This window comes from Aureimonas sp. Leaf427 (assembly GCF_001425485.1).
Classification (GTDB): domain Bacteria; phylum Pseudomonadota; class Alphaproteobacteria; order Rhizobiales; family Rhizobiaceae; genus Plantimonas.
On sequence record NZ_LMQW01000023.1, the window covers coordinates 291,513 to 304,160 of the forward strand.

The 12,648-nt window shown below is 65.4% G+C and carries 8 protein-coding genes and 2 tRNA genes; 6 read left to right on the top strand and 4 right to left on the bottom strand.

What is annotated here, in order from left to right; genetic code table 11:
• Positions 1-456: 456 nt before the first annotated feature.
• A tRNA-Asp gene (locus ASG62_RS14720) sits at positions 457-533 on the bottom strand.
• 175 nt (positions 534-708) lie between these two features.
• On the opposite strand from ASG62_RS14720, the gene ASG62_RS14725 reads away from it, so the two are divergent.
• Positions 709-784, top strand: a tRNA-Val gene (locus ASG62_RS14725).
• Positions 785-1,187: 403 nt separating this feature from the next.
• Here ASG62_RS14725 and ASG62_RS27405 read toward each other — a convergent pair.
• Positions 1,188-1,328: a hypothetical protein gene (locus tag ASG62_RS27405; protein WP_156385345.1), complete on the bottom strand. Its 141-nt coding sequence runs from the start codon at positions 1,326-1,328 to the stop codon at positions 1,188-1,190.
• Between the two features lie 517 nt (positions 1,329-1,845).
• Positions 1,846-2,976, bottom strand: coding sequence for an NAD(P)/FAD-dependent oxidoreductase (locus ASG62_RS14730; protein WP_056691761.1), 1,131 nt, complete (start codon positions 2,974-2,976; stop codon positions 1,846-1,848).
• Positions 2,977-3,810: 834 nt separating this feature from the next.
• On the opposite strand from ASG62_RS14730, the gene ASG62_RS14735 reads away from it, so the two are divergent.
• Positions 3,811-5,172, top strand: coding sequence for a polysaccharide biosynthesis/export family protein (locus ASG62_RS14735; RefSeq protein ID WP_056691765.1), 1,362 nt, complete (start codon positions 3,811-3,813; stop codon positions 5,170-5,172).
• 361 nt (positions 5,173-5,533) lie between these two features.
• Positions 5,534-6,700: a glycosyltransferase gene (locus tag ASG62_RS14740; protein WP_056691768.1), complete on the top strand. Its 1,167-nt coding sequence runs from the start codon at positions 5,534-5,536 to the stop codon at positions 6,698-6,700.
• Positions 6,701-6,717: 17 nt separating this feature from the next.
• Here the strand turns inward: ASG62_RS14740 and ASG62_RS14745 are convergent, their stop codons facing one another.
• Positions 6,718-7,818 (bottom strand): glycosyltransferase family 4 protein, encoded by a 1,101-nt coding sequence (locus ASG62_RS14745; protein WP_056691770.1) that lies wholly within the window; start codon positions 7,816-7,818, stop codon positions 6,718-6,720.
• A gap of 721 nt (positions 7,819-8,539) precedes the next feature.
• On the opposite strand from ASG62_RS14745, the gene ASG62_RS14750 reads away from it, so the two are divergent.
• The 3 genes from ASG62_RS14750 to ASG62_RS14760 all read left to right on the top strand — a co-directional run bounded on the left by ASG62_RS14750 (position 8,540) and on the right by ASG62_RS14760 (position 12,446).
• Complete coding sequence (locus ASG62_RS14750; RefSeq protein WP_056691773.1) at positions 8,540-10,051, top strand: lipopolysaccharide biosynthesis protein; 1,512 nt, start codon at positions 8,540-8,542, stop codon at positions 10,049-10,051.
• Between the two features lie 136 nt (positions 10,052-10,187).
• Positions 10,188-11,198 (top strand): glycosyltransferase family 2 protein, encoded by a 1,011-nt coding sequence (locus tag ASG62_RS14755; RefSeq protein WP_056691776.1) that lies wholly within the window; start codon positions 10,188-10,190, stop codon positions 11,196-11,198.
• Between the two features lie 243 nt (positions 11,199-11,441).
• Positions 11,442-12,446, top strand: a complete 1,005-nt coding sequence (locus ASG62_RS14760; RefSeq protein ID WP_056691779.1) for a glycosyl hydrolase — start codon at positions 11,442-11,444, stop codon at positions 12,444-12,446.
• Positions 12,447-12,648 lie beyond the last annotated feature (202 nt).

Here is a 12,648-nt window from a genome sequence, read left to right on the forward strand (position 1 = left end):
GACGCCCTGACGGAACCGGGTCGCAGGTTTGAAGGTCGGCGCACGTCAAGGCGGAGGGTCGCGTCGCCGCGAATGGGGCACGGAGGCATGCCCGGCTGCATCGGGCGCCCGAACCGAGATACGCGACGCAGACCACATAACAGGCATCGGGACCGTCGCCTCCGAGCGAAGGTCGGCGTCGCATTCGTGGGAGGCAAGTCGGGTCGACATGGACGGCAGCCCCCCGCCGCAAAGCGCGGAAGCTCTGGCGATCGGAACGTCAGATTTACCTCGACGGCGATCGGTCGCAAACTGCTCGTCGGATTATCGCCAACTGCGGCCCGGCATCAGGCAAGTGCCATATGGCCGAATATCGCCTTGACCTCTCGTTGAAGCCAATGTCGAAATCGAAAATGATCTAAGAGGAGATTGTCACTGGAGAATTTCAGTTCAAGCGATCTCTCGATCGGCTTGAACTGGCGCGAGTGACGGGGCTCGAACCCGCGACCTCCGGCGTGACAGGCCGGCACTCTAACCGACTGAGCTACACCCGCGCTTGGCGCCGCTGGGCTGTCCCGGCGGCGTGAGTGGTCGTTTACGGAAGGCCGTTCGGAGTGTCAAGCGACCCTGCGAACCTTCCTCGGAAAATCGTCGTTTCGCATCGCATTCATCCACAGGCCGGGCGCCCCAGCTTGCGAAAATGGGCGTGAAGCCCTATTCGGACGGCGGGGGCGATTAGCTCAGTTGGTAGAGCGCCTCGTTTACACCGAGGATGTCGGGAGTTCGAGTCTCTCATCGCCCACCATTCCTACCGTCAAAATCTTCGAAACTCGCGTTGTGACGCTATCTGGTGCGTTAGTTCGCGCTGACGTTCGACCTTGGGCGCGCTCTCGGCCGAAGCGAGCGACCTTCGTTGCGCTCAGCGCCTGCGGACGCAGGTCATTTGGCATTGTTTGGAAAAACGGGCTTCGAACGATCGCTCGGACCGCGACGAGCGTGTTGCACCGCGATCGGTGAGCACAGCGGGTCGGGGGCGATGGTCGGGCCGGCCGTTAGACGGTCTGCGTAAGCTGCGATCTCGCGAGAATCCTGGTCGGAGCGCGACAACGCGTCGTTCGCAACCCGCAAAATGACGGGTTCGCAGGGAAGATCGCCTTCGTCACGGCCTAAACGCGCTTCTGCAGGACGGTGACGTTACCGTCGCGGCCTCAGCCGAAGGCGCACCAGGCGCCGAAGGCGACGACCGTCCAGAAGATGGTGGCGAAGACGGCTGCGTTGGCGAACCCGAGGGCCTCGGAGATCGGGGCGCGCGTGGTCGCTGGCATGTCTTCGGAAGTGAAACGGTCCATGTTGTCCCCCCACGTCAGACGGTTTTCTCACAGAGGCGTTTCGACTTCTTAAATCTCGGTCGTTTCATCGCCTGCGATCGTCGGACGGTCGATAGTCACGGCATAGGCCTACGCGAGACTGACCAAGCGGCAATCGAAGCTTGACGGAGCATCGCTGGAATCCCCTCTGATTCGGCGAAGGCGGGATTGGGGCCGGGCTCCTGCCGCCGGGGGGGGGGCGTATCGCCATTCGATCGGACAGAGTTCTACCGAAGAGGCGTCGCCGTTCTTCGGGCTACACGTCATGAAGCCTGGAGGAAGCCCTGACGGCAGGTGTTCCGTTCTCGATCCGTCGAGGATGCCGTTGGGCGTACGTAAGAAGACCGTAACTGAGAGATAGGTGCCGATCTCGTCGATCCGCCTCATCGGGTATTGGCCGACGATTGACGGGACGCCTGCGCCGAGACGTGAAGGCCGGTCTTCATCCCGGCGTCTTCAAGCGCGCGTGGATCGAGACGCGCGGTAGCGACCCTCTTCTCTACATCCAGAACGGCGCGTCTCGCTCTTCGATGCCCAGCTTCCGCGAGACGCTTGCCGCAATGGCGAGGGACGAGGTGAGGCCGGGGGATTCGATGCCGAAGAGATTGACCAGCCCGTCGAGACCGTGGGCCTCGGGTCCGTCGATGCGGAAGTCGGCCGCGGCCTCGCCGGGGCCCGACAGCTTTGCGCGAATGCCGGAATAGGCAGGGGCCATCTTTTCGGGGTCGATGGCGGACCAGATCTTGCGGGCGGCTTCGACGAAGGAGACCTTTCGGCCGGCATCCACGCCGTAGGCGATCTCGTCGATCCACTCGACGTCCGGTCCGAAGCGTGCGGCGCCGGCCATGTCGAAGGTCAAATGCGTGCCGAGCCCGCCTGGAACCGGAACCGGATAGATCAGCCGCGAGAAGGGCATCGCTCCACTATAGGCGAAGTAGTGGCCGCGGGCGTAGCGCACCTTCGGGACGTGACGGGGGTCGAGGCCCTCGGTGGCAGCGGCGACGGCATGCGCCGTCAGGCCTGCGGCGTTGACGACGCGACGCGCGACGACCGTCGGCTCCTCTTCCCCTTCCAGATGGACGCCCCATCCCTCCGGCTGGCGCGACAGGGCCGTGACGCGGGTCGATCCGCAGAATTCGGCCCCTCGGCTCTCCGCAAATCCCAGCAGAGAGAGCATGAAGGCATGGGAATCGACGATGCCCGTCGAGGGCGAGAGGAGCGCCTGCGCGCAGTCGAGTTCGGGTTCGAGCGCCCTCGCCTCGGCCGAAGTCAGCCGACGCAGATCCTCGACGCCGGCCGCCAGCGCGTTTTCCTCGATCGTGTCGAGGGTTGCGGCCTGATCCGGCGTCGCCGCGAAGATCAGCTTGCCGATCCGGCGATGCGGCACGCCGAAGGTCTCGCAATAGCGATACATCAGGTGGCGGCCGCGAACGCAGAGCTCGGCCTTCAGCGGCGTCCCGTTGTAATAGATGCCCGCGTGGACAACCTCGCTGTTGCGGGAGCTGGTCCAGGTTCCGAACGAGCGCTCTCCGTCGACGATCATCGTCTTCAAGCCGGCGCTGGCCAGCGCGGCCGCCGAGGCGAGGCCGACGACTCCGGCGCCCAACACGACCACATCGAAATCTGCCATCAGATTCTCCGACTGCTGGAGCGAAGGAAACGCCGGACTGTGCGGGAAGACTCGAGACCCGAGCGGCGCGCATGTCGCGGGCGACCGGACGGCAACGCTTTAGCCGAACCGCTCCCGGCGCAAAAGCAGCCTCGGCACGTCGACCCTTTGCCCGGCTCCGACGATCGTGTCGCACCTGATGCAAGAGCGGCATTTCTGAAGGTCGGCGGTCTTCGTTCCGGGGCCGCCTACGCAAATTCAGCGTTTCGCATCCTCGTCCCGTTTCGGCGCAAATTCGGATCGAGAAAGGCCAACCCGTTCCGAAATGCGGCACCAGCGCGATCGGCTCCGTGTCTCCGGCAACGCTCCGCAAAAGCTTGCGTCCCGGTGTTTCCGGGCGGTCGCGATGCCGGTTCGCATCGATCGGGGCGCGTGTGCGCCAATGCAGACCCATGGCTCATTCCCGGACGACCACCGACGCGCGCTCCTCGGACGGACGGCTGCCGATGTGTTTCCACGACCTGTGGCGCACCAAGGCAACCTGGGGCGAAGCCTTGAAAAGGATGGACTTTCGGGACCGGAACCCTGAAGATTAAGTCTGATCGAAGGTGGACCGAGACCAGTTCATGAAATGGGCCTAAAGTCCCTGCATCATGAACATGAAACGGCGGAATTCGAAGAGGCCCGCAGTTGTCGGGTTCGGGCATGGCGGACGTATTTCTTCCGCAAAGCCCATTCTTTCGGTATCGAATGGAGTTGCGTGTCGCCATGTTACAGGGAATCGAAGCCGCGTTGCGTTCTATCCTTGAAAGATCAGGCTCGGTCGAATCGGCCTCGGGCGAGATACCGGCACGCATGTCTCCGACGGCGCGCGTTCGAACGGGCGCGGCGTTTCGCGCGGTTCTCGGCCTGCCGCTCGTAGCCCTCCCCTTCGTCGCGTTCGCCAGCGCGTCGGCGGCCGATGCCTACCGGCTCGTGCCGGAGGACAAGGTGACGCTTCGCGTCGTCGAATGGCGCTCGACGGAGGCCCGGTACGAGCCGCTGGAGGCCCTGAACGGGCTCTACAAGATCGACGATTCCGGCAATGCGTCGATCCCGCTCGTCGGGGAGATCAAGGCGGAAGGGCGGACCACGACCGAATTGTCCGCCGAGATCGCCGCGGCGCTCAGCAAGGGCGGCGGGTCCTCGATGCGCTCCTTCATCTCGCTCGAGATCACCGAGCATGCACCGGTCTTCCTCACCGGCGCGATCAAGACGCCCGGAAAGTTTCCCTTCGAGGTCGGCATGACGGTGCTGAAGGCGGTCAGCGTGGCCGGCGGCATCGAGACGCGCGGCGACAACATGTTCCTCAATTACGAGCGCGATCGCATCCAGGCGGCAGGTGCCCTGCGCACCGCCAGCATCGATCAGCGCGGTCTCCTCCTGCGCGCCGCACGGCTGCGGGCCGAGATCGCCGGCGAGACCAGCTTCAAGATGCCGCCGCAGCTGGAAGGCGTCGAGAACGCCAAGGCCCAGGCCGACGACGAACTCAACCTGATGCGCCTGCGTCAGGTCGAGCTGGACAGCCAGCAGGAGGCCGCCAAGGACCTCAACACGCTCTACGAGCAGGAAATCGTCACGCTCCAGGCCAAGATCGTCGCGCAGCAGCGCGAGATCGAGCTGGCCGAGAAGGTTCTGAAGGCCGGCGAGAGCCTCGCCTCGAAGGGTCTGACGGTCAATTCGCGGCAGTTCGAGCTGGAGCGCTCCGTTGCGGCCGCGCGCGGCGGGCTGCTCGATTTCGAGATCGCCTTGACCAAGGCGCGTCAGGCTCTCGCCGAGAATGCGCGCGACACCGCGCGGATTACGAACACGCGCAATGCCGAAAACCAGCTGGAGCTGAACCAGGTGGAACTGGCGCTGCGCAAGTCGGAACTGGACATGCAGGTGTCGCAGCTTCTGGGCAACCAGGCGGGCATCGAGACCGAACGCCTGAAGCTCGAAGATCGCAAGATCAGCGACATGGAGCCGGAATACGAGATCGTCCGCCGCAACACGGACGGGACCTACGCGACGCTCGCGGCGACGGAAACGACCGAGCTGCAGCCCCACGACCTCGTTCGCATCAAGTTCGGGCTCGGCGGTCCCGCTGCCGGCAACACCGCCGCGGCGCCGGCCGGCCAGCGCGTCGGGCAGGCGAGCGGGGCTCAGACGCCCCAATCCGCTTCGACCGACTTCTGATTTAAAGCCCGCCGCCGCGATCCCCGATCGCGGCGGCGGCCGGCCGACAGCGACCGATCCGTCTCCAAGGCCAACCGCATCTCTTGGCCAAACGGCGCGGCACATTCCCTGGCCCTTGGACCATCCTCCGCTCGCCTCGGTGGCGCAGCCCCTTCATAGCGCTGTCGATGCCGCACATCGGGTCGGGAACACACCTCCTGTGGTCGCGTCGCCCAGCGTTCAGCCCATCTCAAAGCCGCAGGCCGCCAGCGCGCAGCGGACGAGGAGACCGATCGTGACCCTTGACCTCACCGCCGACGGCGCGCCCGCGCAGGACCTAGCCGGCGCATCGAGCGCGCGGCAGCCTGCGCCGTCGCATTCCATGGCCCCCTCCTCCACCGCGCCCCGCCGGCGCGGCGGCCGGCGCGTGGCGATCGTCCACTACTGGCTCGTCGCAATGCGCGGCGGCGAGAAGGTGGTGGAGGAACTCTGCCGGATGTACCCGGAGGCCGACATCTTCACGCTCGTCTGCGACCGAGACAAGCTGAGCGACACGCTGAAGCGGCACGAGATCCGAACATCCTTCCTGCAGCGCATTCCGGGCGCCCGGAAGCACTACACCAAGTTCCTGCCGCTCATGCCCTTCGCGCTCGAGCACCTCGACCTGCAGGACTACGATCTCGTGATTTCCAGCGAATCGGGTCCGGCCAAGGGCATCATCACGCGGCCGGACGCGCTGCATATCTGCTACTGCCACTCGCCCATGCGCTACATCTGGGACCAGTTCCATCTCTACCGGCAGGAGCTCGGCTTCGCCGGACGGATGATGATGACGCTGGCGGGCCCGCCTCTGCGCGCCTGGGACGTCACGACATCGGCCCGTGTCGATGCCTTCGTCGCCAACTCCGCCCATGTCGGGCGCCGCATCCGCCGCTTCTACAATCGCGACTCTTCCGTCATCCACCCGCCCGTCGCGGTGGACGATTTCGTGCAAGGCAGCGGTCCCGGCGAGTTCTATCTCTATGCCGGGCAGCTGACCGCCTATAAGCGCGCCGACATCGCGGTGAAGGCCTGCAGCGAAAGCCGGCGGCCGCTCGTCGTGATCGGCGAAGGCGAGCAGACCGAGCGGCTGAAGGCGATGGCAGGTCCGACCGTGACATTCCTCGGGCGCCAGCCGTTCGATGTCTTGAAAGATCACCTGTCGCGCTGCAAGGCGCTCCTCTTTCCCGGTGTCGAGGATTTCGGCATCCTCCCCGTCGAGGCGATGGCCTCGGGCCGCCCGGTCATCGCCTATGCGGAAGGCGGCGTCTGCGAGACCGTCACCTCGCCGGACGTGGGGCTTTGGTTTCAGGAGCAGACGACGGAGTCGCTGCTGGGCGCCCTGTCCGACTTCGAGTCCATCGAGCATAGGATGGACCCCGCCACGATCCGCCGGCATGCGCAGAGCTTCTCGACGGACGTCTTCCGGCGCACGATGGGCGATTTCATCGAGACACGTTGGGCGCGCCACGTCGCCGGCTCATCGGCCGGACACGGCGCCGGCGCCTGAGTCCAGTCCCGCCGCCTTCAGGCCCGGCGGGCTTTCTCCACTGCATCGATCATCGTCAGCGCCGCCTGCTTCCAGGTGAAGAGCCGGGCGCGGGCGAGGCCGCGAGCTTTCAGATCACGCGCGAAGGGCTCGTCGTCGACGAGCCTGCGGATCGCCTGGACCCATTCGCTCGGCGCGTGCGGGTCGGCGCGAAGGGCCGCGTCGGCGCAAACCTCCGGAAGGGCGCCGCAGGGCGCGATGATGGCGGGGCAGCCGAGCAGCATCGCCTCCAGCGGCGGGAGCCCGAAGCCTTCCGTCAGCGACGGACAGGCGAAGGCCTTGGCCTCGCCCATCAGGGCGGCCAGTTCGCCGTCGCCGATGCGTCCGAGAAAGCGCACGTTCGAGCCGGCCTCGATGCCTTCCTTCTGGAAGTCCTCCTTCGAGGCGGCGCCGAAGAGCACGAGCTGCACGTCCGACAGCGCCGGATCGGCGAAGGCTTCCATCAGAACCTTGACGTTCTTGTGGGCCTGCGTGTTGGCGAGGGCGAGCACGAAATTCGCGCCCTTCAAGCCCACCGAAGCCGGATAGCCGATATCGGGGGAGACGCGGAGGATATGGTCGCAGCCATTGGGGACGACGGCGATCCTGTCGGCGGCGGCCACGCCGTAATGGACCAGCTGAGACTTCGAGTAGTCCGAGACGGTGAGAACGAGCCGGCTCCGCCGGCCGGAGATCGGGAGGTTCGACTTGTACCAGAGCCGGAACCCCTTCGAGTAAGACTGCGGCGTGGAATAGACCTGCGCGTCGTGAATCATCACGACGGAGTCGGCGGCCGCGAGCGGGCTGATGTTGCAGAGGCTGATCAGGGTCCGGCCCCGCGCCATGACCGGCAGTTCCAGCTGCTCCCAGGGAATGTTCTTCAACCGGCCGCTGAGCCTGCCGCCCTTGCGGCTGCCGATCCGGGACAGCGCAAGCTGCCGGACCTTGGTATCAGGCATCACGATCTCGGCCCGAACCCTCGCCGCCAGAGCCGGGTCTTCCGCGAGCAGCGCGTCGAGCGCCAGGATCAATTCTTCGGCAACGCGATGCACGCCGGTCGGCGCGGCCGTCAGGAATTTGCCGTTGAAGACGATGTTCATCTGCCATCCACATTCACGATGTTCGGCGACCGCCCGATCCGCGTTGCCCTGTCGGTCGGTCCCGGTCCCGCGGGCCGCCCACCCGCCGATGGATAAGGCATAAGGGTAAAGGCCGTCATCAAGAGCCGAGCGGTCGAGGCGAGGTCTTGAGGGGTCCGCTCGATCCTCGTTAGCGGAAGCGTCGGGCGCTTGGACATGCAAAAGAGGAGACGCGACCGGATTTGGCGGGCGCCCGATGCTTTCTTCCGATCGCGCGATTCTCGATGATGCGCCGGTCGTGGGATGAGGCCCGCGGATCGGCGTCCGCTGCGGATCGGCTCGTCGGGTTGCTCGCGGCGACGGGTCGAGTTTCTCTCCGGTCCCTATCCTAGAGCGGAACGAACCTGATATCGTGACGAAACAGGCGGTCGAACGCATGCTTTCGACAGGGTGCGGAGGCTTTGAGGCAATGCGGATCGTCTGCCATCCGATATCGGGACTGATCGATTCGGCCGCCGCCCGGCGACCGCGGACGTTCGGGAGGGCGCCCCGCCTTACCGATCGGCCGGCCACGACGGCCGCTTCGCTTCGCTGCCGCTCCCGATAAGACCGTCGCAAAGGCCATGAGATCCATGCAGAACGAGGCCCGGTCCTTGCCGGCGAGGCTGCCCAAGAGGCACAACCGGGGGATGCTCTCCACGCCTATGCGGAAGACGGCCGAAACGGCGCGGGCGAACGGTTCATGACGGCGCCTTCGACCGGCCTGACGCATAGGGCCGCCCTCGCCAGCATCTGGGTCGTCGGGGGCCGCTTCATCGCGCGCATCATCGATCTCGCCAGCCTCCTCGTCCTCGCGCGCATCCTGACGCCCGCCGATTTCGGCATGGTGGCGATCGCGACCACGATTCTGTCGCTCGTCGAGGCGATTCTCGAACTGCCGCTGAACCAGGCGCTGATTCGCCAGCCCGTGCTGACGAAGTCGATGTTCGACACCGCCTTCACGCTCAGCCTCCTGCGCGGCGCGGCGATCAGCCTGATCATGGTCGTCGTCGCCTGGCCGCTCTCGATCTACTACGAGAACCCGGCTCTCTTCCCGCTGACGGCCGCCCTATCGCTTGCGCCGGCCCTGAGGGGCCTCGTCAGCCCCCGGCTAGTCATCTTCATGCAGGAGTTCGACTTCCGGCGCGAGTTCGCCATCGACATCATCGCGAAGGTCGCGACCCTCGTGATCTCCACGTCACTGGCCCTGGCGACGGGGAGCTACTGGGCGCTCGCGGCCGGGACGATCGCAGGCCCGCTGACGGCGATGGCGATTTCCTACATCCTCGCGCCGATGACGATCCGCCTGACCCTGTCCGAGTGGAAGCTCTTCCAGGACATGATCGGCTGGAGCACGCTCTCCCAGGTCATCAGCTCGTTCAACTGGCAGTTCGATCGCCTCATGCTGCCGCGCTACATCAGCGTCGCCCTCTTCGGCGCCTTCAGCGTCGCCGACACGCTGGCCGGCATCATCCAGCAGACCTTCGTGGCGCCGCTGATCCGGCCGCTGAGCGCCGCCTTCGCCAAGCTGACGAGCGACGAGGAGCGCTGCAGCGCCTATTTCAGCGCGACGAGCGCCGTCGTCATGGTCGCCGCCCCGATCCTCACCTGTCTGGCGCTTCTGGCGGAACCGGCGCTTCGCATCGTGGTCGGCGAGAAATGGCTGTCCGCGACGCCGATCCTTTCGGCGCTCGCCGCGATCGGGCTGCTCGGACTGCCCCTGATGATCCTCGGCCCGCTCGTCGTCGCCCTCGACCGCACGCGCTATGGCGCTGCGCGCACCGCGATCGAGATGGTGGTGAAGACCCCGGTGACGCTCTTCGGCATCATCTATTACGGCATCGAGGGCGCGCTGATCGGCCGGGCCGTCGGCGGGGCGGTCGCCTATCTCGCCAATGTCCTGATCGTCCGGCATCTCATCGGCATGAGCATCGGCATGCAGATCCGGTCGGTCCTGCGCCCGGCCCTCTGCACGCTCGCCATGGCCGGGTTGGTGCTGGCGATTCGGCCGCTCCTGGAGGGTCAGCCGCTCAGCCTTGCCATGGTCGTCGGCACGATGGCGGTCGGGTTCGTGGCTCTGTCGACCTTCTGGCTGCTGATCTTCGCCAGCTGGTATGCGGTCGGCCGCCCGAAGGGGCTGGAAACCGTCGTGATGACCGCCCTGAAGGGGCTGCAGGCGCGCCTGCGCGGGTCGATCAAGCAGCCTGCGTCTTGAAGCGTCGCCGCGTCTGTCCGGAAACAGCCAAGCGAGGCGTTGTGGCCGTCTCTTCATTGACGGAACCGCGACCCGGCAATTATAGTAAATCAACTTTACTTGACGCGCGTCGTCCTGAAAGAACTGAGGGGCTCTGATGTCGAAGTCGGTCGAAGGCCACCCGCTCGTCGCGATCGTGACACCGGTCTACAACGGTGCCGCCTTTCTCGAAAAGGCGATGCTCAGCGTCCAGAGTCAGACCTATCCGAACATCGTCCACATCGTCCTCAACAATGCCAGCACGGACGGCTCGGCCGAGATCATCGAAAAGTTTCGCGACGCGCGCGTCGAGGTCCGGGTCTTCGAGAACGAGACGGTGCTGCCGCTCCAGCAGAACTGGAACAAGGCCTTTTCCAAGGTCCCGGACGACGCGCGCTACGTGAAGCTCGCCTGCGCCGACGATCTGGCGCGGCCGGACGCGATCGCGAAAATGGTCGCGCTTGCCGAAACCGACGAATCGATCGAGGTCGTCCTGTGTGACGACGTGTTCGACGATAAGGTCCGCCGGTCCTGGCTGCCGCGCTCGAAATCGGTTCATGACGGCAAGCACGTCGCGCGGCGCATTCTCGAAGGCACGTTCGGCTGGTTCCCGTTCCACCATTTCTTCGTGCGTATGCACCCGGAGTTTCGCGGCGAATCCTTCTGCGGCGAGGTTTGGGCGCCCGATCCCTACGTGGTGATGCGCAGCGCCGTTCGCGGCCGGGTCGGCTATGTTCCCGAGCCCCTCGTCTACACGCGGGTCCATGCCGACAGCGTCACGGGGAAGGAGCTGAAGGTCAGCGTGCGCAACTATCTCGTGCCCTTCAACCTCTGGAAAGAGTTCGGCTCCGCCGTCTACGGGACGGACGAGCGGAGAGTGTTCCCCGCGCGCTATCGCCGCTCGATGGCCCGGATGTATCTCATCATGCGCCTGCGCAAGCAGGGGCAGCAGGCCAAGCTCCTGTGGGACGAGCTGTACCGGGCCGGCGAGACGTTGCCGCTCTCCACCTTCGCCACGATGTTCGCCCGCTATCCCCTGCACTTCCTCCGCAAGTCCCTGAAGGACAAGCCGGGACGGGCCCCGATGAACGAGAGCGACTTCATCGGCCAGACCCACAAACCTGCTTAGATCGATCAGGCCTGCTTAGATCGATCTAGCGAGGCCTCGGACCTCGTGACGACCGCGATCGAGAGATAGCGGTTCCCTTTTCGTTGCCGACATCGTGAAGTCGCTACGGGTGTCTCCCGCTTGTCTTGCATCGCGAGACCGGAAATGGTGCGGTGCGTATATCACCCTGCCGGGTCGCGGACGGGGTGCTGGCGACCGCGCTTCGCTTGCTCGGTCCGGTCCGGGCGATGACGAAGGCACTTCATGTTTCGTAAGCAGGTTCTCCTCCTCGCGCTCCTCCTCTTCGGCGCGTTTCCCTCGGTCGGCCGGGCGGAGTTTCTCTGGGGCGTCAACGGGCATCCGTTCACGGCCTATCCCGGCCTCACCGAGGAGGACCAGATCTCGCAGCTGCAGGCGCTCGGGGCGAAATCCTACCGCGTGAACATATCCAGCCTCGACCACAGCGATCGGCTGAAGTCGCTCATCGCCGCGGCGGATATGCGCGGGATCGAAATTCTCCCCCTCCTCACGCCGCCGGTCGATCTGGCGACGGACAGCGAAGAGGCCCTCTATTCCAAGAGCCGGGCCTTTGCGGAATATTACGGTCGCACCTTTCCCGGCATCAAGGTCTGGGAGCTCGGCAACGAGGTCGAGGTCTTCGCCATTCTCCAGCCCTGCGAGATGCGCGACGACGGAACGCAGTACCCCTGCGAATGGGGCCCGGCGGGCGGGGTCGGCGCGGACGAGTACTTCACGCCGCGCTATCTCAAATCCGCCGCCGTTCTGCGCGGTCTCTCGGAGGGCATGAAGGCGGTCAGCCCGACGTCGCGCCGCGCGATCGGCACGGCGGGCTGGGGACATACCGGCTTCTTCGAGCGGCTCGCCCGCGACAAGATCGAGTGGGATATCTCGGTCTGGCATATGTACGAATACAAGGACGAGTGGGCGTTCAAGATCCTCGCCAGCTACGGCAAGCCGATCTGGGTCACCGAGTTCAACCATAGCTTCGGAAGCCAGAAGGATGGGGAAGAGGGTCAGGCCAAGGGCCTGAAGATGATGATGGAAGGCCTGCACGGCTTCCGCGACACCTACAAGATCGAGGCGGCCTTCATCTACGAACTCTTCGACGAGCCCTACTGGGCGCCGAACTTCGAGGCTTTCATGGGCCTCGTCGGCGTCGTCAAAGCACCCGACGGCCAGTGGACGGTCGGCCCGCAGAAGCAGGCGTTCCAAGCCGCTCAAGAGGTGATCCGCTCGACCAGCGACTGACGGGCGTCGCTCTTTGGCCGAAGCTCGTCGTCGCAACGAGGTCTTCGAGGGACGGTCGCCGACGAAACGCAGGCAGGCGCCGCGCGAGAACGGCGCCCTCCCCTAGCCTCCGCGCCTCGCTGCGGGAGCGAAATACGAAGTCGGTCCCCGCTTGGCCCGGTCCGTTTCGCTCTCGATCCGTACGATCACAGGCAGCCCCGAG